Source organism: Butyrivibrio sp. XPD2006, assembly GCF_000420865.1.
Lineage (GTDB): Bacteria > Bacillota > Clostridia > Lachnospirales > Lachnospiraceae > Butyrivibrio.
In genome coordinates, this window is record NZ_ATVT01000007.1 from 134,756 (window position 1) to 156,083 (window position 21,328).

General features: G+C 42.8%; 22 protein-coding genes. 1 reads left to right on the forward strand and 21 read right to left on the reverse strand.

Annotation, left to right across the window (positions count from 1 at the left end; all coding sequences use genetic code 11):
- Positions 1 to 362 precede the first annotated feature (362 nt).
- The 11 genes from G590_RS0109835 to G590_RS0109885 all read right to left on the reverse strand — a co-directional run bounded on the left by G590_RS0109835 (position 363) and on the right by G590_RS0109885 (position 10,897).
- On the reverse strand, positions 363 to 1,067 hold the full coding sequence (locus G590_RS0109835; protein ID WP_022765492.1) for a peptidase E: 705 nt from the start codon (positions 1,065 to 1,067) through the stop codon (positions 363 to 365).
- A gap of 39 nt (positions 1,068 to 1,106) precedes the next feature.
- Positions 1,107 to 2,357 carry a S41 family peptidase gene (locus G590_RS0109840; protein ID WP_196802481.1) on the reverse strand — a complete coding sequence of 417 codons (1,251 nt, stop codon included), beginning with the start codon at positions 2,355 to 2,357 and terminating at the stop codon, positions 1,107 to 1,109.
- A gap of 130 nt (positions 2,358 to 2,487) precedes the next feature.
- Positions 2,488 to 3,246 (reverse strand): hypothetical protein, encoded by a 759-nt coding sequence (locus tag G590_RS21540; RefSeq protein ID WP_022765494.1) that lies wholly within the window; start codon positions 3,244 to 3,246, stop codon positions 2,488 to 2,490.
- Positions 3,243 to 3,764, reverse strand: coding sequence for a GNAT family N-acetyltransferase (locus tag G590_RS19090; RefSeq protein ID WP_051142134.1), 522 nt, complete (start codon positions 3,762 to 3,764; stop codon positions 3,243 to 3,245). Before G590_RS19090 ends, G590_RS21540 begins: the two co-directional genes overlap by 4 nt.
- 292 nt (positions 3,765 to 4,056) lie before the next feature.
- Positions 4,057 to 4,341 carry a helix-turn-helix domain-containing protein gene (locus G590_RS0109855; protein WP_022765496.1) on the reverse strand — a complete coding sequence of 95 codons (285 nt, stop codon included), beginning with the start codon at positions 4,339 to 4,341 and terminating at the stop codon, positions 4,057 to 4,059.
- Between the two features lie 83 nt (positions 4,342 to 4,424).
- Positions 4,425 to 4,973, reverse strand: a complete 549-nt coding sequence (locus G590_RS0109860) for a hypothetical protein (protein WP_022765497.1) — start codon at positions 4,971 to 4,973, stop codon at positions 4,425 to 4,427.
- 6 nt (positions 4,974 to 4,979) lie between these two features.
- Positions 4,980 to 5,195, reverse strand: coding sequence for a helix-turn-helix domain-containing protein (locus G590_RS0109865; RefSeq protein WP_022765498.1), 216 nt, complete (start codon positions 5,193 to 5,195; stop codon positions 4,980 to 4,982).
- A gap of 110 nt (positions 5,196 to 5,305) precedes the next feature.
- The gene (locus G590_RS19095; protein ID WP_022765499.1) at positions 5,306 to 6,409 is read right to left on the reverse strand and encodes a helix-turn-helix transcriptional regulator; all 1,104 of its coding nucleotides are present in this window, start codon (positions 6,407 to 6,409) and stop codon (positions 5,306 to 5,308) included.
- Positions 6,399 to 7,670, reverse strand: coding sequence for an MFS transporter (locus G590_RS0109875; RefSeq protein WP_022765500.1), 1,272 nt, complete (start codon positions 7,668 to 7,670; stop codon positions 6,399 to 6,401). Before G590_RS0109875 ends, G590_RS19095 begins: the two co-directional genes overlap by 11 nt.
- 183 nt (positions 7,671 to 7,853) lie before the next feature.
- A complete protein-coding gene (locus tag G590_RS0109880) occupies positions 7,854 to 9,899 on the reverse strand; it encodes a methyl-accepting chemotaxis protein (RefSeq protein WP_022765501.1) in 2,046 nt (681 codons plus the stop codon).
- A 119-nt stretch (positions 9,900 to 10,018) separates the two neighbouring features.
- Positions 10,019 to 10,897 (reverse strand): SPL family radical SAM protein, encoded by an 879-nt coding sequence (locus G590_RS0109885; RefSeq protein ID WP_022765502.1) that lies wholly within the window; start codon positions 10,895 to 10,897, stop codon positions 10,019 to 10,021.
- A 176-nt stretch (positions 10,898 to 11,073) separates the two neighbouring features.
- Between G590_RS0109885 and G590_RS0109890 the strand changes: the two genes are divergently transcribed.
- On the forward strand, positions 11,074 to 11,865 hold the full coding sequence (locus G590_RS0109890; RefSeq protein WP_022765503.1) for a transposase: 792 nt from the start codon (positions 11,074 to 11,076) through the stop codon (positions 11,863 to 11,865).
- Here the strand turns inward: G590_RS0109890 and G590_RS0109895 are convergent.
- The 10 genes from G590_RS0109895 to G590_RS0109945 all read right to left on the reverse strand — a co-directional run bounded on the left by G590_RS0109895 (position 11,862) and on the right by G590_RS0109945 (position 21,242).
- Entirely contained in the window at positions 11,862 to 12,611 is a 750-nt protein-coding gene (locus tag G590_RS0109895; protein ID WP_022765504.1) for a GNAT family N-acetyltransferase, read from the reverse strand. The genes G590_RS0109890 and G590_RS0109895 overlap by 4 nt on opposite strands.
- Before the next feature lie 4 nt (positions 12,612 to 12,615).
- Positions 12,616 to 13,254 (reverse strand): GyrI-like domain-containing protein, encoded by a 639-nt coding sequence (locus G590_RS0109900; protein WP_022765505.1) that lies wholly within the window; start codon positions 13,252 to 13,254, stop codon positions 12,616 to 12,618.
- 83 nt (positions 13,255 to 13,337) lie between these two features.
- Entirely contained in the window at positions 13,338 to 13,748 is a 411-nt protein-coding gene (locus G590_RS0109905; protein WP_022765506.1) for a VOC family protein, read from the reverse strand.
- Positions 13,748 to 14,665 carry a helix-turn-helix transcriptional regulator gene (locus G590_RS0109910; RefSeq protein WP_022765507.1) on the reverse strand — a complete coding sequence of 306 codons (918 nt, stop codon included), beginning with the start codon at positions 14,663 to 14,665 and terminating at the stop codon, positions 13,748 to 13,750. The genes G590_RS0109905 and G590_RS0109910 overlap by 1 nt, the downstream gene beginning before the upstream one ends.
- Positions 14,666 to 14,798: 133 nt before the next feature.
- Positions 14,799 to 15,590 (reverse strand): class I SAM-dependent methyltransferase, encoded by a 792-nt coding sequence (locus tag G590_RS0109915; protein WP_022765508.1) that lies wholly within the window; start codon positions 15,588 to 15,590, stop codon positions 14,799 to 14,801.
- Positions 15,591 to 15,751: 161 nt separating this feature from the next.
- A complete protein-coding gene (locus G590_RS20605) occupies positions 15,752 to 16,738 on the reverse strand; it encodes a hypothetical protein (protein WP_022765509.1) in 987 nt (328 codons plus the stop codon).
- A 96-nt stretch (positions 16,739 to 16,834) separates the two neighbouring features.
- On the reverse strand, positions 16,835 to 18,253 hold the full coding sequence (locus tag G590_RS0109930) for an ATP-binding protein (RefSeq protein WP_022765511.1): 1,419 nt from the start codon (positions 18,251 to 18,253) through the stop codon (positions 16,835 to 16,837).
- Positions 18,254 to 18,267: 14 nt separating this feature from the next.
- Entirely contained in the window at positions 18,268 to 19,029 is a 762-nt protein-coding gene (locus G590_RS0109935) for a LytR/AlgR family response regulator transcription factor (protein ID WP_022765512.1), read from the reverse strand.
- A 187-nt stretch (positions 19,030 to 19,216) separates the two neighbouring features.
- On the reverse strand, positions 19,217 to 20,242 hold the full coding sequence (locus tag G590_RS0109940) for a hypothetical protein (RefSeq protein WP_022765513.1): 1,026 nt from the start codon (positions 20,240 to 20,242) through the stop codon (positions 19,217 to 19,219).
- Between the two features lie 103 nt (positions 20,243 to 20,345).
- Complete coding sequence (locus G590_RS0109945; RefSeq protein WP_022765514.1) at positions 20,346 to 21,242, reverse strand: hypothetical protein; 897 nt, start codon at positions 21,240 to 21,242, stop codon at positions 20,346 to 20,348.
- Between the last annotated feature and the right edge of the window lie 86 nt (positions 21,243 to 21,328).

Sequence of the window (21,328 nt, forward strand, 5' to 3'; positions counted from 1 at the left end):
TAACACTCATTATACTCATCGTCAACGTTAATTGCATCATTTTTGCGAAAATGATGCAATTAAGCAATTGATGATGTAATTAAATAGTTTATCTATAAAATAGTTAGGCATCATATCTGTTCTCTTTTTGCTACTTTATTTGCTACTAACCTAAGAAAAAGCACTCTGCATCACACAGAGTGCTCTCATCATTCATCGAGTAGTTCACCTTAAAAGGTGTAAACAAGGTGTAAATCAGATACTACTCTGCCCACAAATGGCTTATTTCCGCCATTCTTTGCTTTGGCATTAAATCCTGCCGTGGCAGACGAATAGTATTCTTATCATTTATCTTTGCTCCTTTTTGGTCCCTGGGGACGGAGTCAAGGGACCATTTTTTCAACAGGAATCACTTCCAGCTCCTTCTTTGTATGATCTGAAAACAGCCATGCTTTTGCACCTGGGCGCGATCCAATAATAAACTGCTGCCCGGAGGCTTCCACGAATGCAGTTTCATTTTCCAGAGCCAGTCCGTCATACTCGGTGTCTGAGATCATTATGTCAAAAGATTCTCTTCCCTCCTCATTGTAATGAGGGCAAAAGCAATATGGAAATATTCCCAGCATTCCATCCACAATCGTGTATTTCCAATCTTCGCCTCCGGTAAAGCTGTCGCTGTCACTGTGTCCGGATTTAAACCAGCATATGGCACCTGCACTGAGGCCGGTCAAAACAGCTGTGTCGTTCTCATATATTTCTTTTAACTTCTTATCCAATGAATGCTGTTTCCAGATTCCCATCATTGTTCTTGTATCGCCACCACCTACATAAATAACATCAGCCCATTCAAGTCTGCTGTCGATTTCATCAGAGCTCAGCTCACCCTTAGTCAACGGCAGGTTTTTTACATTACAATTCAGCTTGCCAAATGCAGTCTTGATGCCTATGAAATAACCATCCGAATCCATGCTGGCTGTCCCGATAAACAGCACATTTGGTGCTTCCTTTCCGGATAGCTTTAGTGCGTATATATTTAGTTTTTCAGTAGTATCAAGTTCCCCACCACTGATGGCAACTACTCTTCCCATAGCTTTAAACATCCTCCAATATCATCTTTTCAGAAAAGATCATGCTCTTGCTGCTTCTATCTGATCCAGAACATATTCAAGTTCAACGTCTTTTCCGATATTCTCAGGCTTCCACGGTATATAAACATCAACCGGAACACCCTTTTGACCAAGGCCTTTGCCATGATCGATCCGTGTATCTCTGGAGGTTGGATAAGTCAGCTTAAAGTCACCAAATTCAACCATATTTACGTTGGAATAATCAGTGATTCCACTTGTCGGCCTGCCCACTACGGTTACCTTCGGTGAAAAAGACATTGCTTCCACGAAAGCATCTCCCGAGGAGCCGCATCTCTCATCAGTAATGACAAAGACCCTTTCGGGATCCTTTCTTCCGCACATATCAAGCGGTGGTTCATCCTTCTCCTCAATCAGACCTTTCCCGTATTTTTCCTCAAGGTCTGACAGCATCTTATCAACCATCGGCTTCAGATCATCGGGAATCGCATCTCCAAAAAAGCTTTTAAGGAGCCTGCGTCTGTCATCGCAGTTTCTTGCTGAATAGTTTATGGCAATCGGATACTCCTGCCTGATATATTTACTTACAGGCTCGCCCTCAGGAAAGCAGTATTCGAAAAGCGGGAAAAAAGCTCCATCAGCCCCTCCACCATTATCACGGACGTCAATTATCAGATTCCTGCAGCTGTCGAGCTGCTGCCTGCATTCGTCATACAATTTACTGATAGCCTCAGCATCAACAAAATCTGCCAGTCTTAAATACAGAGTGTCCTTATCATAACTTTTATAATAATAGCTCTCTGCCGGTTCGGGTTTTGTTCCAAGTCTAACCGGAATCTCTGCGCAGGATCCATCCCCATGCTCTACCGTCAAGGTGCTATAAAACTTAATGACCGCCGGCCACAGCATACCCTGACGTTCCAAAGACTCACCCATGAGCATGATCTTTTCTTTATCTGCCATCTTCGGAATAGTCATTCCGTCAATCTTCGTTATTCTGTCTCCCGGAACAAGTCCGGTTTCACCATCTGCCTCTGTAACATAAAGTACATCTTCGTATCGCATAACAGAAAAGTGGGCGTTCTTCAATTCAGCATCTGAAAAGCCAATATGGGCAAAAACCTTAAACCCTGCCAAATACTGCTGAACAGCATGAACAAACTCTTTTCTGTCCATGTCGTTGGTTATCATTACTGAGTACTTTTCATATTCCCCCGCGCCGTAATCAGGATATGTAGCGGAATCATGCTCCATGATGCTACCTATCTCACGGAATATCTCTGTATAAGTCACAATCTCTCCTCCGAATTTTGATATATCATTTCTGAAAACTCTTGCAGTCATTGAATTTGGCAAAACGGCCAAGAGCCCGCTCCAGTTCCCTGTTCTTTCGTAATTGTAAGCATACCTAGCTATACCTTCTTTAATATTCCTTTGACTTGAGTTCCAAGTATTTCCCCTCAAATACTTCTCTGCAGATCCTAAGTTCCAGCTCCTGCCTGTGCCTGAAATGGTCAAGTAATGCCTTTGGTCCTGACAAGTTCTTTTCCCGGGCATAAGGAGAATTATCAAAATAGCTCATCATCAGCGGAAACCACATCTCATTCCCCTTGTCATCCGACCTTTCCTTCCTTATAACATCAATGTTTGATGCTATGTCATCGGTCCTGATATACATGATCTGATATTCCTTGCCGGCAAGAGCTTCTTTCACTTTCCTGTAAAAATCAATAATCTCCTGATCGCTGCATTTTTGGAACAGTATCATGTCCTCTACTATATTTTGAAAAAGAGAACACTCAAAAATATACTTATCTCCGCTCCAGCTCCGAAGCCTTCTTAGAACAATTTCTCTGAAACTATCCGGTGCAAGATTCCCGTTATAAATTTCATACCTTTCAAGATCCTTGTGAAATCCCGGGATGTCAGTAATGATCTTAGTGTAGCAGATGATTATGTGGTCGTCTTCTTCATAGCTCTTTTCCATGATCTCACTGCGGATATCGCTGTACTTATCAAGGATTCCTGCATAAGTTTTCTTATCAACATAAGCACACCACGCAAGCTCCACAGGAGAATAATCGCCCTCGCAAACAGCCTTGTAGTCATGATACTTCTCCGAGAGCCGCCTTACAAGTGTGCTTTTGCCACTTCCCTGTAATCCTTCAACAAAATAATTCATGCAATCCCCTTTCTGGTCAACCTATTCCCCCGAAGTTTTAGCTCTTTTCCGGAATCCGTTACAAGCTCCTCCGTATCAAGAGCTTCAATCTCGTAACTGTCAGCGAATTTGCTCAGTAACTTGTTACTACCTGCATTTCGAACATCGGCTTCGTAGAAAAATTCTGTCTTGCCGTACTTACTGTTAGCATAGTCCAAAATGTATTTCAGCGCTTCATACGCATAGCCCTTTCCCTGCTCGGATTCTATGATCCACACTCCAAGTTCCGGGCAGTCTCCTGAAAGCCCGTGCGTTTCGACGCTTCCGACGAATCTCTCATCAGTATCAACAACGGCAAAAACAAGAGTTTCCTCTTTTTCCATCTCATCAAGAAAATCCTGAAGAAGGGCTCTTGCATCCTCAATGGTCTCAAAGGGGTCAGGCCACTGATATTTGGTAATCTCCTCGTTAAAGTTCTTGTAATAGTCCTCAAGATATTTCATATCAAAAGGAATAATCCTGATTTTTCTGTTTGTCATCAAATTCCTCCCGTTTCATCTGCCACTGCAAACAAAAAAGCCTATTCTGCATACGCAAAATAGACTCACACAAATAGACCTATATCATAGGACATGAAATGCATGATAATCCAGATTAAGCGTACACAAAACAGCTGCAGTAAGCAGCTATCAAAAACATCGTGTTCACCTAAGCCAAATTATCTGATAAACATTTCTTCACCTATACGCAAAGCGTTCTTTCTGTATATTTAAGACCTTCTAATACTAACATATGCAGTATTAGAAGGCAAATGATATACATAGTTCTTTACTATAGCTTTTTCGGAACAAACTCTATCCTGAGAGTACTGTCCATCGCATCCGCAAGGCGTTTCAAAAGAGCGATACTTGGATTCCTTGTTCCCTTCTCGAGACGGCATATATCAGCCTGACTAATACCACTTTTCTCCGCCAATTCCGTTTGCGTCATTCCGGCTCGTATACGCGCATCTAATATAGCTCTTGTTATATTCATTTCCGGCTGAAGCGCTTCATACTCCTTTTTAAAATCAGGATCCTGCATCAGTTCATTGGTAAGTTCTTGTAAATCACTCATATATGCCCGCCTCCTTTCTTTATGCTATATATAACATAATCTCAATTTTTAGTCAATCATAAAGCACTCAGAGCAAGAACCACTCAAAGCATTGACGGCAAATTCCGTACAACAAATTCCTGTCCGTTTTTATCATATACAACTCTGTAATATGAGTTTCCGCTCATACTGGTCTGAAGCGAATGCGTAATACCTACAGCCTGAGCTTTCTCTGTGGTGAAAGTAACTTTCTTGCCAAGCCTAGTATCTTCTGTTTCGATCAGATAACCATTTCTCTTAAGCCAGTCTGTTATTGGCCTGTATGATAATTTCTTGTATACCGTTTCATCAATTCCGGAATTCAGCTGTTCAGTCAGTCTTGTAATTGTCTTAACCTCAACATATTGGAAGTCAGAAAGAGTTTCAATCGGGAATTCCTTTTTCTTACTACCTTTAGATTTCCCAATAATTCCGTTATTATTCTTGAGTTCTACCAGTACATCTTTTATAAAAAACATGCTTCTGATAATAATGGGATCATTCATCACGTCGTCACTATCAGCTATAGTATTATTTACAGGATTCTTACCCTCAGCAATGCGCTCTACATATATAATTGCATTTTCAAGTTTTTCTAAATCAAATCTTTCCACTAATAATCAATCTCCATTTCTTTTATTTTCCTCATTGTTCCTCGCAAGTTTTTCCATTTCAATCTTATATGCCATCAATCTTAGGAGATAATCCGGCATCTTCCTATTTCCCAGTTCCCAGTCCTGAAGCGTGCGATACGGTATATCGAAATATGTGCAGAACTCCTTCCTGGACATTCCTGTGCTGTTTCTTAATTCTATAAGATAATCCTTACTATCCATCCTCAATCCCCCTTTGGCCAATATTCAATCCATCTTCTATACTCATTGCGTATACACATATTATTATACACATTGCGTATTGTCAATAGCAAAAGAAAAAGACATACCTTTTATCGATATGCCTTCTCCATCAAGTACTTATGCACATTTTTCGCTGCCGCCCTTCCGGCGCCCTTGTGTTCTTTCTCAAAGTCTTTTACCAGATTCTCAATTGCATTTATGGCAGACGGGCCCTGATCATCGAAAGCAACAGCATTGTCCTTAGTCGATTTACCAAGCCATAACCTGGCACCTTTTCTGAGTTCATAGGCAGGCGCTTCGTCGAAAGCTTTTGCATATCTGATCGCAGTGTCCACAGACTTTTTCATATCAGCATGCTCAGAAAGTATTTCGTATACGACTGCCTTGATCACCTCCAGGTGCGAGAGCATTTTCGTCCCGAAGCTGCCTCTATCTTCTTCGTAAAGAGTTTTCAATATGTGCTCAGAATACAGGATCAGTTCAAGGGCAGTATCATACTTCTTCTCATCGATAAGCGGCCCGATCCAGCGCCCCGTGACATTTATCACATCCATACTTCTGATATAAAGTCCTTCGGAAAAGAGCTCGTAAGCTTTTTTATTGTCTTTGTTATCGCGGTAGACTTCCCCTATTTCCGCGTCACAGATTGCCTTTATGTTAATTGATTCCAAAAGCTCGATTTTCTTCTTTTTGTCTTTTTCAAGCGCAGCAAGATCGTGAAGAATTGCAAATTCATGGCGGTTTTTCTGATTGTCATCCGGGATGTTAAGTTTGGCTTTCTGAAAAAGCTCTTTTGCCTGATTCCGCATTGACTCATCGCCGGTCTCATACCAAAGCACATAGCGAATGTTCGCAGCAATCATAAGGAGCTCAAAATCGTTGGGATACTTGGCCAGTGCCTTGGAACACTCCATAATAGCTTCATCCATCTCATGCTTTTTGTAATGCTCCTTGATCCTCTCTAGCATCTCCGGGACTTTTTTCGCAGGAGTATCAAAACCAACAAGGACATCTACAGAAATCTCAAAGAAATCGGCAAGTTCCATGATCATTGATATGTCAGGAATGCAGTTCCCGTTCTCCCACTTCGACACCGTGCCCACAGTTACTCCAACCGCCTCAGCCAGCTGTTCCTGCGTAAGCATTTTGTCTTTTCGATATTTCTTGATGTTCTCGCAGAGATTATGTCTCATTTCCTAAAACTCCTATTGATGATTTCTGATTTCGGAAAAAGAAAAGCCCTATAAACATAAGTGTTCCAAATATGCCAAAGCAAAAAACGATCTTTGCTACGCTCATCGACACTGCAAGTATTCCCACTATGAAAGTAGCAACAGGGGCACTTGCGACGGCAATTGCATTAAACACAGCTCCGATCCTGGCGAGGTAGTCATGATCCACTGCTTTTACAAAAGTGACATTAAGGCAGCCCGAGAGAAGGCCTGAAGTAAAGCCAAGCACTATAAAGCATGCGCCTCCCAGCATGTATGCTCCAACTGCATTTCCTTTTACAAAACCTCCCATCGAAAGTGCTGCGCAGGTAAGGCCTATGACAGATCCCAGCATAATAGCCAGAAAGTCAAAAGAGAACTTCTCGATAACCTTAGGCATTACAAGTGATGCAATGATCGTAGCTCCCGACATGAGCATTACGCAGATGCTCATAAAATTACTGTCCATGCCGTAAACTTCTGAAGCGATCGGCGCGAGAAAGCCGTTAAGCGGTGTCAGCATGAAATTAAGTAAAACACAGAGCAGGCAAAAATACAGTACTGTCTTATTACCTATGAGATATTTAAAGCCTTCCGTAAATTTGGTTCCATAGCTCTGGTTTTCTATAGCTTTGTCTTTAAGCACGCATCCCTTATATTCGATAGTTGCGATGATAGCCGCTCCGATAAAGAATGTCGCTGCATCGATGAGCATTGCCCATCCGGCGCCCAGTGAAGCAATGATAACGCCCGCTGCTCCCATTCCTATAAGTTCAAATATCTTTGAAGCAGTCATGTTAAGGCCGGTTGCAGTCGCATAATGTTTCTCATCTATAAGTTTCGGAATAAATGCAGAGGAAGCAGGTATGTTAAAAGACTCAACGGTTGTAATGAGCATTGTGAACGCAGCCATAAGAACAGGTGTCACCAAATTCATATAATACAAAGCCACAAATGCTGAAATTGTAAGACCTCGCAAGATGTCGGTAACAATGACTATCCGTTTCTTATTCCTGCCCTCTACAAAAGGTCCCGCCAATGGTTGTACAAATATGCCGGGAAGCTGATTAAGTCCGAATATAAGCGCTGACCATGCTGCACTTCCCGTGATCTGATAAACAAGCCAGGTAAATGCGATACTATCAATCGAGTCTCCAAATCTGTTAATGAGATTTGATGCCAGCAGTTTCCTGCAATTTCGGATTTTCCATATCTCTTTGTATGTGATCTTTTTGTCTTTCATTTCAAAGTCCCTTCCAATCTTCATCATTTCTATAAATGATTCTAAAAGAAGGAACTATCTATATTAATACACTGTTTTTCGAGTTTATAAAGATATTTTTTTCCTGATTGGAAAGTTTTGGTACAAAAGAAGATCCGCGACAAATGCCGCGGATCTTTTGTTAAGCTGAAATCATCGTCTGTTTTACTGAATTGTAAATCTCTCAAGGTTTCCGTTAATGGTATCAACTGCCTCCGATACTGAGGACGCTGCACTTGCAACAAGCTCTGAGGATGATGCAACTCCTCTGGCTGCTTCTGTAACTCTTTCAACATTATCGGCGATCTCCTGAGTGGATGCTGACTGTTCTTCAGAAACTGATGCCATATTTGTTGCTACATCATTAACCTTTTCCATCTGTCCTGCCATTGTAATAAGTGTATCATTGGCTTCTGACAGCTGCTGTGTGATTTCCTTAAATGTAGAAGCAGCATTATTGACAGATTCTGCACTTGAGTTGATCATCTGAGTATTGGTCTCGGATTTTTCCGAAAGCTGCTGAACTCTTGCAGACATGTCTTTGATAATATCTGCAATCTGCTTTGTGGCATCTGCGGAGTTCTGAGCAAGCTGACCGATTTCCTGAGCAACAACAGCAAAGCCTTTTCCTGCTTCTCCGGCTCTTGCAGCCTCAATACTTGCATTAAGTGACAAAAGATTTGTCTGCGAAGAAATGGAATTAATAAGGTCAACAATCTGATTGATCTTCTCAGCTGCCTCATCAACACTTGAAACCGCATCCGCCATATCCTTCATGGAATCAACTATATCGTTCATTCCATTAGCAACGCCTGCCATCTCATGCTGTCCGGAATCAGCCTTTGTTACAAGCTCATTCATGGTTTCTTCTATCTGCTCTTCCTGCTCTGTTACATTGGCAACTGTCTGAGCAAGAACTGTAGCATTTTCTGCAACTTCATTTACAGCCTTAGCCATGTTTTCAATATTCTCACGGATCTGATTCATGCTGGCTGACTGCTCATTAGCCGCTCCCTCAAGATTTTCAGCTGTACTCTTGGAATTTTGTGCATCATCAAGAAGTCTGCCGGAAACATCTTTTATCTCACTCAGGGACGTCCTCATACCATTGACGAAATTGCCCATAGCATTGTTCATATAAGCAATCTCATCATTTCCGTTGGAGGAAATATCAACAGTAAAGTCACCGCCTGAAATCTTTTCAATATTACCTGTAAGGCTTGTAACAGGGTTCTTAATAAGTTTTCTAAGAACTATGTTCATTACAATGATCACAACAGCTACTGCAATAACTGTGACAACCGCAAGAATTGCAACAAGGCTGATAAGTGCTGAGAGTACCTCTTTTTGCTTAACATATGCAATTACGAACCAGTCTGTTCCGCTTACTTGGGAAGCGGCAAGATAATACTGTTCTCCGTTTATCTTAGTATTAACTACTTCATGAGTTTCTTTTCCCGCTTCTGTTGCTACATACTTGCCAATAGCGGTAAGGAATGGGTCATCCTTAATATCTGCCACATTACTTCCGCAAGCTTCTGCATTTTTATAAGTAAGCAAAAGCCCCTGACCTGTGATCATCATGGCTCCGCCTGTCTGATATATCTTAACGTTACCAAGATCTTCCTGAACGCTGGATAAGAACATATCTGCTGCAAATGCACCTTCTCTGCCATCTTTAAGATGAACACGTCTTATAACAGATGCACATAGCCCACCTGTAACCTTATCAAAGTAAGGAACATCATAGTAATAGAACCAGCTGTTAGTGTACGTCATTGCTTCCTTGTACATAACATTTTCTGTACAATCTTCTATTTCATATGTTGGATCAGCCGGATACAAAAATGTCTTATCATTAAGCATTACATACGTACCGGTCGGAAGAAGTGCATATCTTCCGACTGTTCCCGCAAGATATCCCATCAGCTCTTCATTGGAGGCAAATTCATTCTGCTCAACAGCATCTGCTACAGCATTAAGGTAATAGAATGTAGAATTGAGTTCTCTGTTTACCTTACTGGCATCTACAGAAACCTCGTTTTCCAAAGAATTGTAAATAAGGTCCTTGATCATAGAATAACCAAGAGAAAAAATGATTCCCTCAGCAACCAAAATTGTGATAATAAGCATTGCAACAAACAGTACAGAAATCTTGGCACTGATTGCCTTAGGTGATGCGCCTGCTTTTTTAGACGAATTGTCACTCATGACATACCTCCACATTGAAACATGAAATTTCTTACAACGGCTACACTATTTATAATTATACAAAATGATTATAAAAATTGTATTAAGTAAATATGTAATCGTTATAAAAAACATCATTTTCACAAGTCAAACAAACTCATCTGCTCGTACTTGTCGGGTAATTCATTCATATACTGAAAGCAGTCTTCCGGTCTCGACATGATGTTGTTTTCATTGCAAATCTTTTTAAAGATCTTAAACAGCTCTTTTGCGTTAGGGCTCGGTAATTCATAGGCGTTTCCGTAGGTTCTTATGTAACGCTCCTTCATTCCCGGGAAATGCTTATCAAGAGCTGCGTAGTAGTACTCCCGGTCGCCTTCGCGCAGCGTCAGCCCCATGCCAAAATCAATGATGCCTTTAACACCTACGCGAACGCACTCGCTAAGTATAGTTGTGATATTTTCCCGGGTATCATTGATGAACGGAAGAATCGGTGTGATCCATACTATCGTGGGAATGCCTCTTTTCTGCATTTCTTCAATGACTTCTATCCTTCGTTTGGTATTGCAGACATTGGGTTCCAAAATCCTGCACAGATCATCATCGTAGGTAGTGAGAGTCATCTGCACTACACATTTGGCGCTATGGTTTATTTCATCCAGAATATCTATGTCGCGGAGGATGCGATCAGATTTTGTTTGGATTGCCAGTCCAAATCCATATTGTCTTATAATCTCCAGGCATTTCCTGGTAAGTCTCAGTTCCTCTTCGCAGTGCATATACGGATCCGACATAGCCCCGGTTCCTATCATGCACTTTTGCCTTTTGGATTTGAGCGCCTTTTCAAGTAACTCCGGCGCGTTACGCTTAACTTCTATATCTTCAAAGGGATGCTTGAACTGATAGCACTTGCTCCTGCTATCACAGTATATGCATCCGTGAGTGCATCCACGATAAATATTCATTCCATGGCGTCCATGATTTTCTGTCAGTATTCCTTTTGCCTCAACAAAGTGCATCGTGCTCCTCCGTAAAATGGTCCCTAACCCCCGTCCCCTGGGCCAAAAAATGAACCCTAGGGACGGGGGGTAGGGACCATTTTTACTTTATGTATTGCTTTTCTTTTTCAACAAATGTATAATGCATCTTTAAATAAATCAATCACAGAATTCTTCTGTGAACAAAGGAGTGAAAAATGCCAAGAAGACCCAGAACTTTGAGTTCGACCGGCATATATCACATCATACTTCGTTCTGTTAATCAACATCTTATCTTCGAAGAAGATTCTGATTATCAAAAGTTTATCTATATTCTTTCCGATTGCAAAATGAAATATGACATTAAGATATATGCATATTGTTTAATGGACAATCATATCCACTTATTGTTAAATTCTCCTTCGGATGAGCTTCCAAGTTTCTTCCAAAGCCTTGGGGCAAAATTTGTTAAATGGTATAACAATAAATATTTGCGTACAGGACATCTTTTTCAGGATCGTTACCGTAGCACGACAATTGAAAACGAAAGAGCCTTTCTTGCAGCTCTTGTGTATATTCACGATAATCCAGTCAAGGCTAACATATGCCGTTATCCTTCAGAATATCGTTGGAGCAGTTACAACGTGTATTATGGTCAAAAGAGTGCTCTGATTGATACCGACCTTGCTGACAGCATCGCAGGTTCCAGACATGAGCTTCACAAGTTCTTTTCAAAAGAATCAGGTCCAGCCGAGGACGAATTATTCGCTGATGATCACAAGAAACAAAAGCTCTTTTTTACTGATGAAAAAGCTTTGGATTTATTTTTATCTACATCCAAACTGTCTTCAACATCTGAAGTGAACAATCTTGACAAAACACAACGAAACCGACTGGTCTTCAAGTTGAGAAACTTGGGTTTAACTGTTAAACAGGTTGCAAGGTTAATGGACATTTCTGAAACAACAGTAAAACGTCTGAGTAAAATGGTCCCTAACCCCCGTCCCTAGGGTTCATTTACCAGCTTCAAAAACTTTTTGTCATTCATCTGCTCATTGGTGACATATTCACCGTCGCAAAAAAATGCATAAGTTGTAATCGGCGTCGGTGCGTTCTGCGCTTCTTCCCTGGTTGTTATCCTAATTGCCTTGAATGGGATATTATGTTCAGAGGCAGTTTGCTCCAGCACCGGTACATACTTAGCATTGAACGGGCACTGATTCGTGTAGTACAGAACATAGCCCGTCTCATCTGTATGCGGATGCCTTGCGCTTTCTTTGAATTGTGGTGCCACGCTGCCTTCAGCAAAAGGCAGATACCACAACTGGATCCCATTGTCAGCTTCATCGCAAACCTTAAAACCCTTGTATGTAAGGAACTTAGGATCAGCCAGGAACGGCTTTTTCTTCGAAGCAGACAAAATGCACAATCCTGCCCTGCCTTTCTCCTTGCTGTCCTTGACACATGCATCAAGCAGCTCCGTTGAGTATCCATGTCCCTTAAGCGAACCGGAAACCCACAGACAGTCAATGTACATGAAGTCGGCCGCCTGAATCGGGACCCATGCATACTCAGCAGGAATATATTCAATGAAACACTTGCCTCGCTCTGCGCTTTTCAGAAAGACAAGCCCTTCATCAAACCTGTCTGCCAGCCAAGCCTTCTTGGATGACACCTGCACGTCCTTATTGTTTGAGATTGCACAGCAAATGTGCTCTTCTTCCAGATTATCTTTTGTCACACGGATGAATTCCATATGTTCAACCCTCCTTAGGTTTTATAGGATGTCTGATCACAGTTCTGAGTTTCTCAGGTGCTACCTTTCTGGCATCGCTCAAATAGATCTCGTGATGAAGTCTTTTGTCTGTGATATCCAGCGCATATCCCTGCTTCTCCATATACTCATGCATCATCGCAACTGTAGCAGGCTCATCATCGTATGGTCCGACATGCATGCATTGGACGCAGAGGCCCTCTTCCAAAATCATAAACTCCACCTTTGAAAAATCCTGCTTTTTCTTTTCCGTCGCCTCTGCAACTGCCCAGTCAAAATCAGCTCTTGTCACAAAGTCCGGAAGCCGTATCACAGAAATCCAGTTGAACGTTTCCTTTTGCGCGTAATCCACGCCTTCAATTCCATCTTGCCACCAAAAGCCTTCAAGCGGAGGCACTACATAATCGAAATATCCTTCAATTCTATGGTCACCCTTTTTACTCATCTTGATGGTAAAAGAAATTGCGTAAAGCATACCAATTGCTCTTTTATAATCACCGTCTTCCTCATTCGGGTCGCCCGTACCGCGGACGGCAACATAATTCATCTTAGGCACAGTTACAATTTCAGGTTTTGATGCCGGCATATAAAATTCTTTGAATTCTTTTTTATAGTCAAATGCCATGTTTTATCCTCGCCACAAAATGGTCCCTAACCTCCGTCCCCAAAGGCCAAAAAATGACCCCTAACCCCCGTCCCCAGGGACCATTATTTATCCTTCTCTTCGTAGGGTTTGTTCCAGGAGCCGATTTCGATTAGATTGCCTTCCGGGTCTGCAATGTAGCAGGTTCTCTGGCCCCAGGGCTCAAGCTCAGGCTCAAGCACCACTGTTGCGCCACCTTCTACTGCTTTCTTAAATGCAGCATCAACCTCCTCAAAGGTATCCACATAGAGTGCAATCTCAGAATGTCCGTTAAGTCCTTTGACATACTCATACTTCCTGTTTGTCATCTTCTCGAAGTCCCCTCTTCCGTACAGCAGGAAAAGAGTCCCATCCTTAACCAGATACACATTGGAGGTATCCTCTGCCTCTTTTATCTCAAATCCCAGAACATCTCTGTAGAATCTGACCATCTTCCCCATGTCTTCCACCAAAAGTCCAAATCCATCAAGCCTCATTATCTTTTAACCTCCTTATAAACATCATTCATATTCCTGACAATTGTAGCCAGCCTCTCCCGCGCCTCCTTCGGTTCAAGAAGCTCTGCCTTTTCTCCAAAGGTCAAAATCCACGTCACAAGGTTCTCCATATCCGTGTAATCCGCCGTAAACAGCAGTCTTCCGTCCTCCTGCTCTTTGAAGCACTCAGGGCCAAACTCTTCTACCAGGCGCCACTTCACGTCTTTTGTAAAAAGAGCTTTCACCTTTATTCCACCCGGAAACACCTTTTCAGTTGATAGATCCGGTGCAGGAACGCTTCTGCACTTAAACTCAGCAGCCGACTCCCCCACCTTATCCATTCGGTTTAACTTAAACAGGCGAAAGTCCTTTCTTTTAAGGCACCATCCCCAAACGTACCAGCTGGACCACTTGAACACCACATAGTATGGCTCAATCCTACGACTGCTCTCTCCGGTCTGGCTGTAATACTTAAAGGTCAGTATGTGCCTGTTTTCAATAGCGCTCTGTATAGTTTCTATCTTGGGAGCAAGCGTATCCCGGTACCAGGACGAGAGATCGATTAGAATGGAATCACGGCCGCTCACAAACTCAGATGAACCTGCACTGATCTTTTCCATGAGCTGTCCGTAGTACCTGCTGCCACTGATACTGTCAAGGCTCCTGAGTCCCGCAAGGATCATCTGCATATCTTTTGACGTAAGAAGAGTCCTGTCCATCCGGTATCCATCCATGATGCTGATTCCGCCGTTGGCGCCCTGGGTAGTTTGTATCGGAATCCCGGCTCTACACAGATCCTCTATATCTCTGTTTATGGTTCTCTTTGATACTTCAAACCGTTCTGCCAACTCCGGAGCTGTAGTCTTCTCCTGCCGAAGCAGCACGGACAGTATCCCGATCAGCCTGTCTATCTTCATTTTTGCTCTCTTCCTGCTCTCTGAATATATGATATCAATCCAAACATGACATCTGTATGTCATGTTTATTATAACAAAAAACCGACAGAGCTTCACGCCCTGCCGGCAAGTCCAGTTCAAACTTCATCTCTGATTATCTCTTTTTCACCTGAAGTTCCGCAAAAGACACATAGTGCTTAACCACAAATTCTTCCCCAGCATTTTCTTCAAGCATCTGCATATGCTCGTTATTCCAAGCCTTAAGCTGTTGCTCATTCATAGCCGCTCCAACTCCTCTGCACGCACGCATTCTGCCATGCCACCCTTCCCTGGTAAAAGACACATCGACTCTGAATTCATCTCTTTTCACCAAGTCAAAAGATGACAATAGTGCATCCGGAACATAAACCGGATGAACAGTATCTCCGTAAGAGGACCAGTTCGGATTGTGCTTTAGGATGATTTCCTCACTCTTACCGGCAATCGGATCTTCGTATGGGAGCCATCCCATATACAGGATAAGGAGCTTTCCTCCGGGTTTAAGCATCTTTGCAAACCTGTCAGTTATTATCTCAGCATTCAGATACCAGATGCACTGGCACACGGTGATGACATCAAACGTATTGTCCGGATAGCTGACTTCTTCCGCAGGACATTTGTAAAACTCAATGTCCATCCCCTGCTGATCTGCAAGCTCTTTTGCCTGTTCTATCTGATTCTCCGAGATATCTGTCCCAATCCACTTAGCGCCGTACCTATACATATTGCGCGGAAGGACTCCTGTTCCCGTCCCGATATCAAGCACTTTCTGGCCGTCTTTGCACAGTCCCATATCCAGAATGCACTCATAGAACTCCTTAGGATAAATGTCACGGTATTTAGCATAGTCTTTTGATGTATTTCCCCAATCAAATGCCTTGCCGTTATCGATGTCTGAAATCTGCATGCCTGATCCTCCCTTTAAGTCTACATCTATATACAATCTATTCTATACTATTTTGAGCCCTGGGGACGGAGGTGAGGGACCATTTTCAGAAAATTTTGAAAATGGTCCCTCACCTCCGTCCCCAGGGCTCAAAAATGGACCACTGACTCCGTCTCCAGGGTTCATTTTTGTTGACTGTACAACATTTTTCTATGTTCGATTGCCTTATCCGTTAGTTCTTTATTGAGTTCCTTGCGCTTCTGGCATTCCTCGATCTGCTTCTTTTGCCTTGCTGCTCTCTGTGCTCTGCGCCTTGCGTTATCATTATTACTATTCCGCCTTCTCGAAGATCGCTCACTTCGCATTTTCTCGAGCAATTCGTCAAGCTTCTCAGCTGCGCTCAAAAGCTCGGGCTCCCTGCCCTTTATGGCAAGATCAACATGCTGTATAGTTCCTGCTCCACCGTCTTCTTTCAGATAAAAGCCGGTCTTTCTTACCTTTCCATCGAGGGCGCCATCCGTCCCGTCTATTGTAAATTCAGTATCCTCAGCACCCAGATAAATCGCGCCTACTCCCGATTCCTTAAGGCTCTTTAATTCCTCTTTTCCATCATCGGTCTTACTCCAAACCTGCAGCTTTTCGAAGACCTCGTCACTCTCATCAATCCATCCATTGCCATCGCTGTCATACTCAGAAAGATCCTTAAAGCCATCACCGCTCTTAACACCAAACAACTCCGTGCCATCATTTATCTTGCCATCTCCATTTTTATCAAGAGCAAGAAATCCGCTTCCTGCCTTTGTCATGGAAATCTCATCCTGCTTTCCGTCAGCATCCAGGTCAAACTTAAATTTCTTATCACTAAGTGAAGTTGCCTGCTGCCCAGTATTTATTATCAGTGGGTCAAAGAGGCTATCCATTGGTGAAGACATTGCAATAAATGTATCGCGCTCTTTCTTCCTCGCCATTGCAACATCTACATCCACCTTGATTTCCCTGCCATCCTCAGTTGTGATCCTGCCCGTTGCCTGATAATCCGCCTTTTCATTCTCTACATGCTTTTCTACTATTCCTGCAAAAAATCCGCTTGTCCCTGCGCCGCTGCTTTTCAATTCCTTTTGATAGCTGTAATTTGCCTTGGAATAAACATCACTACTCGCTATCTTCATATTCTGTTCACCTCACACTTCCAGCGCTTTACTGTTACATTACAGGTATCGACTATGAATATATCCGGATAAATAGCTGATGCATCAACGGACATTTTAATGTAGTGAATAGTCATCTTCTCTGCTTTGGAGCATAACTCTGACCTTGAATACCTTATTCTCTGAACTGATATCCATTGTCCCAAGATATTTATCCGCAATACTCATCATACTCTTTAGCCCAATTCCATGAAGCTCTCCATCGGTTTGCTGTCTCTTCCTGCTCACTAAATTGCCATCCACATCTCTTTTCAGCACTCCGTCAAAAGAGTTCTCGGCTCTAATCAGGAAAAAGTTCTCCTTAAACTCTCCCGTTAGTTTTATGTACCTTTCGTTTTCCGGGATCAGTGTCACAGCTTCCAGTGCATTGTCAAGCAGGTTATTCAATATGATTCCCACGTCTGTAGCGCCAATACCACTTTCTTTGGGAAAAGAGAAGTCCGCCCGAAATTCACATTTTAGATTGTCCGCCTGACCTGCTGCCTCGTTTATCACTATATCGGTGACTGCGTTTCCTGTAGAATTCTGCATGCTATTCGTGCTCAGTTCTATGTTCATTTCACCAAGAAACTTCGAAGCATCTTCATATCTTTCATTTTCCAAAAAGCTCTTTAGTATCATTAGTTTTCCGGCCATATCATGCCTGAGCGTCCTGATACGGTCATGATATTTTTCTGTGTACTCTATCTTCTTCCTGATAAATTCCTGCTGTTTAAGTTCCTCCTGAAGTCGCAGTTCCTCTTCCTTGAGCCGTCTATACCTCTGCCAGATAGCAATGGCAGATATCTCGCCTATGAATAGTAGCAGTGCAAGCAGAGGAAGTGTAAATACCATTCCTCTCTTTTCGTCCAATAAAAAGAATACCTCTTTTTCCAAAGGAACAACCATGACATCGGCAATCATGTAACAGATAATGTACGAGACCGCCGAATAAACTGACAGATAAAGAGCTTCCGTCCAGGACATGTCATATTTCTTTTGACAGAGTTTTCTTACTACCAGATATTCGCCCAAAAGTGTAAGTGCCATAAAGACAATCTGCGCCACTATAAGCGCAAACATCCAAAGCCACAAACGCTCTATGGCACCTTCCTTTGAATAATCAATTGCTCCTGTGATCTTATCTGTAATTTCATTGAAGATTGCGAAGTTTGCAAGATACCATACGTAAAAGACATTGTTCCACAAAAAGAAAACAAATATCGAGTGAGGCAGCACTTTGGGATTGATCAGCCAAAAGACTATGGCTATGACGATAAGTCCGATGAGGCTGTACAGTCCTCTTGTGGAGAACGGTATGGCAAAGAGAATTAGCCCGATAACAGTCATGACTGCTGATATCATAATTATCTTTGCTCTGTTCAATATCTCTTTTTCCAGAAAAAGATCCAGAAACAATCCCAGAAACGCTCCCCTGATAAGAATCATGATCATTCCGTATAACTGCTGAGCTATCCTTATCTGTTCTTCGGTCATAACCCCTCCGCTTTTTAGGATATGTAATCCATATATGCTTTTACAAATTCCTGGTATTTATATTTGGAGATGATGAGTAAATCCCCGTTATCTACCTGAACCTCAGACCTCGAGTACCCTTTAATATGCTCCATATTAACCAGATATCCCCTGTGGATTCTGAAAAATTCTTTTCCAAGTTCCTCTTCAAGTCCGGACATCTGTCTGTAGATTTCATAGCGTTTATCCTTCATACGCACTACTGCTTTTCTGCCGGAGCTTTCAACATAGAGAATGTCTTTTACCCTCAAAGTCACAGACTCTTTTCCGATCTGAACTGTGATGAAATCTTCTTTGTTGTGATATGAAGTTTCGCATATAAGCTGTGCATCAAGCCTCTTCAGCTCCTCAATTGCACGATGCAGATCACTCTCAAATATATCTTTTGAAACCGGCTTTATCAGATAATCAAAAGCCTTTACCTCAAACGCATCTCCCATTCTGTCAGGGATTCCGGTAACAAAAATGATAAGAGGCCTCGAAGCGCGCATACTCTTACCGGTTGCCTCTATTTTCTTTTCCAGCTCTTTTGCTGTCTCAAAGCCATCACTCTCCTCCAGGGCAATATCAAGGAACAACACATCAAACCTAAGGCCTTCATCGATATCCCTTAGCAGCTCTTTGCCACCCGAGTATTCCCTAACCTCTGCCCCGGGTGTACTTGTCCTTGTCCATTCGCGTAAAAGACATCTCACTGGCTCTTCATCATCACAAATTGCTATACTGTACTTATTCATATTTCATCCTCTTGTCTGTTTATGCATAAATCATAGCATCAGAACATTTGCGTAGGCTTTATCCATGTCATGAATAGCTATTTTCATGTTACGAATGGACAATTAAAAAGCGCATCATTCCAATGTTTTCACTCCATTGAAATAATGCGCATCCTTGATTTTGGTCCCCTGACTCCATCCCCGGGGCTCATATCTGATTATCTATTGCACTGCCCTTTACGTCGTTCGAAAGAAGGCTGAGCTTATTGAGAATATTGGTAATCTCGGAATTGACCGCATTCTGTGTGTCCTCCATGGAAGCACCCTCAGAAATAATAGTCTTCTGAGCGCCTTCTGCATCCATCCGCTCTGCTTCAGCTCGCTCACGCCGTGCGATAGCTCTTTTTGCATCGGCGCTCGTCCTCTGGCTCTCAGCAGCATGTTCCTTGATGTTCTCTATCATTTCCTGCTGCATAGCCTCTTTTTCCAGCTTCTTCGCCTCTTCCTTCTTCTCTTCTTTCTTCTTTTCCGCAGCCTCTTTTGTCTCTTCTTCGCGCTCCTTCTGCTCTTCATCCACATGCTCGATCATTTCCTGTGTCAAAAGAGCTATCGTCTCATCATTCGATGCCTCCATGATCTCCTCAGCTGCATCCTGTGCTTTGAGCATATCCTGCGATTTGAGACGCTCTCTTTTCATATCTGCATATCCCTGGACATTTCCGGCCTGCTGTGCTTTGGCCTGATCGATATCAAGCTCATTCTGCTGATTCTTCGCCACGTAGTAAAGAGCCTGCTGCTGATACTCTGACAGCCTTCCCTTCTCTTCATCGGATAGCCCGTCTTTGGAGTAATTCATTTTAAGGGCAAGTTGCTCCAGATTCTTATTCTCCTCGCTATCAGGATCAATCCCATATTGTTCCTGTAGCTCTTTTAACCTGGCATCATTGTCCCTGGTGTCAGAACGTTTCTCGTTAATCACGTCCTGCAGACGCTTAATCTCATCCTTAATTCCCTGCATCTGCGCATCGAGCTTTTTCTCGCCGCCAAAGGCATCGGAGACAACCTTAAGTGCTTGTTTCCTTGCAAGCCCCTGACGCTGAGCAATAAGGCTCTCGCCCTTTAAGTTTGCGCCGGAAATCGAATTCATGTTGCCATTCTTATTCTGAGCATTTGCAGCGCCTGAAATTATCTGTGTATTATCATTTCCCTGAAAGGGGTTCTGCTGTATCCTCATAATCTGTTACCTCCGAAATGGTCCCTTGACTCCGTCCCGAGGCTCATTTTGGTCCCTAGGGACGGAGTCAGGGGCTCATTTTTTCATGAGCAAATCTCACATATCACTTCTCTAAATCTATAAGCGCAATAAGCTCTTTCAGATCTCTGTCCAAAGCATCATTAACATCCGATTCTCGCTGGAATGGGTACTGAGCACCATATACGGGCTTCATAATATTCTGATACAAAGCTTTAAGCTCAGAAGCAGCGTCTCTGCCTGTAATATCCACTGACTTTATGCTGTCGCGGAGTGTCTTTATCAGCTCCTTATCAGTAGCAATGTCGGTACTGGCATATCTTGGGCTTCCATCGTCAGTAGCACTTCCCGGTACAAGAACTTCCACGCCAAAGAATCTATCCGACGCAGGATCCTCATTTGTACGTATGGATCTGCCCGAAAGCATTTCACTCTGTCTTTCCACCAGACCATTGTTGTAATCTTTCATAGCCCGGCTGATCACCTGCGCCTGTTCTGCTCTAAAGCCTTTAGCAGCACGCTCATCCACGACCTTCTGCGCCACTTCCATCTTGGCATAGTCCCTGTAGCTCAGGTATCCGGTCTTGAGCTGACTGCTTGTATCCGTCACAAGCTCCCTTGCCGCAGTAAATTCTTCTTCGGTAAAAGAAACTCCGCCTATCTTGTACGCACCTTCTGCATTCTTGCTAACCGGAATCTCTGTATTATATAAGGAACTCACCGGATGGTTATTCCAGGAATCCCTGACTTTTTCGAGCTCTTCAGCTCCAAGCGCAGAGATAGAAAGCGTAGCTGCCATGTCACCAAAAGCCACGTTTGATTTGTCACTGAGTTTTTCATGGATGGCTTTCTGCAAACCACCGGCTTTGCTTTCAGGCGCAGACTTAGCAAGCATCTCATCTCGCTGCTGTTTTGCTGCGTAGATTTCCTGACCAATGTCTTTTACCTGCCTGTCAAGCGAGGAAATATTTATTCCAGTCATAACCATCACCTCCGTGTATTACTGACAATTATCCTTATCTGTTATATCGGCAAAAAAGCTTTCGCAGCTTATAGAAATGTCACCAA

What these genes read in the sequence shown, in the direction of transcription:
- G590_RS0109835 (WP_022765492.1), bottom strand. Translation starts at nt 1,067, where the DNA reads ATGGGAAGAGTAGTTGCCATCAGTGGTGGGGAACTTGATACTACTGAA.
- G590_RS21540 (WP_022765494.1), bottom strand. Translation starts at nt 3,246, where the DNA reads ATGAATTATTTTGTTGAAGGATTACAGGGAAGTGGCAAAAGCACACTT.
- G590_RS19090 (WP_051142134.1), bottom strand. Translation starts at nt 3,764, where the DNA reads ATGACAAACAGAAAAATCAGGATTATTCCTTTTGATATGAAATATCTT.
- G590_RS0109855 (WP_022765496.1), bottom strand. Translation starts at nt 4,341, where the DNA reads ATGAGTGATTTACAAGAACTTACCAATGAACTGATGCAGGATCCTGAT.
- G590_RS0109865 (WP_022765498.1), bottom strand. Translation starts at nt 5,195, where the DNA reads ATGGATAGTAAGGATTATCTTATAGAATTAAGAAACAGCACAGGAATG.
- G590_RS19095 (WP_022765499.1), bottom strand. Translation starts at nt 6,409, where the DNA reads ATGAGACATAATCTCTGCGAGAACATCAAGAAATATCGAAAAGACAAA.
- G590_RS0109875 (WP_022765500.1), bottom strand. Translation starts at nt 7,670, where the DNA reads ATGAAAGACAAAAAGATCACATACAAAGAGATATGGAAAATCCGAAAT.
- G590_RS0109880 (WP_022765501.1), bottom strand. Translation starts at nt 9,899, where the DNA reads ATGAGTGACAATTCGTCTAAAAAAGCAGGCGCATCACCTAAGGCAATC.
- G590_RS0109885 (WP_022765502.1), bottom strand. Translation starts at nt 10,897, where the DNA reads ATGCACTTTGTTGAGGCAAAAGGAATACTGACAGAAAATCATGGACGC.
- G590_RS0109890 (WP_022765503.1), top strand. Translation starts at nt 11,074, where the DNA reads ATGCCAAGAAGACCCAGAACTTTGAGTTCGACCGGCATATATCACATC.
- G590_RS0109895 (WP_022765504.1), bottom strand. Translation starts at nt 12,611, where the DNA reads ATGGAATTCATCCGTGTGACAAAAGATAATCTGGAAGAAGAGCACATT.
- G590_RS0109900 (WP_022765505.1), bottom strand. Translation starts at nt 13,254, where the DNA reads ATGGCATTTGACTATAAAAAAGAATTCAAAGAATTTTATATGCCGGCA.
- G590_RS0109905 (WP_022765506.1), bottom strand. Translation starts at nt 13,748, where the DNA reads ATGAGGCTTGATGGATTTGGACTTTTGGTGGAAGACATGGGGAAGATG.
- G590_RS0109910 (WP_022765507.1), bottom strand. Translation starts at nt 14,665, where the DNA reads ATGAAGATAGACAGGCTGATCGGGATACTGTCCGTGCTGCTTCGGCAG.
- G590_RS0109915 (WP_022765508.1), bottom strand. Translation starts at nt 15,590, where the DNA reads ATGCAGATTTCAGACATCGATAACGGCAAGGCATTTGATTGGGGAAAT.
- G590_RS20605 (WP_022765509.1), bottom strand. Translation starts at nt 16,738, where the DNA reads ATGAAGATAGCGAGTAGTGATGTTTATTCCAAGGCAAATTACAGCTAT.
- G590_RS0109930 (WP_022765511.1), bottom strand. Translation starts at nt 18,253, where the DNA reads ATGACCGAAGAACAGATAAGGATAGCTCAGCAGTTATACGGAATGATC.
- G590_RS0109935 (WP_022765512.1), bottom strand. Translation starts at nt 19,029, where the DNA reads ATGAATAAGTACAGTATAGCAATTTGTGATGATGAAGAGCCAGTGAGA.
- G590_RS0109940 (WP_022765513.1), bottom strand. Translation starts at nt 20,242, where the DNA reads ATGAGGATACAGCAGAACCCCTTTCAGGGAAATGATAATACACAGATA.
- G590_RS0109945 (WP_022765514.1), bottom strand. Translation starts at nt 21,242, where the DNA reads ATGACTGGAATAAATATTTCCTCGCTTGACAGGCAGGTAAAAGACATT.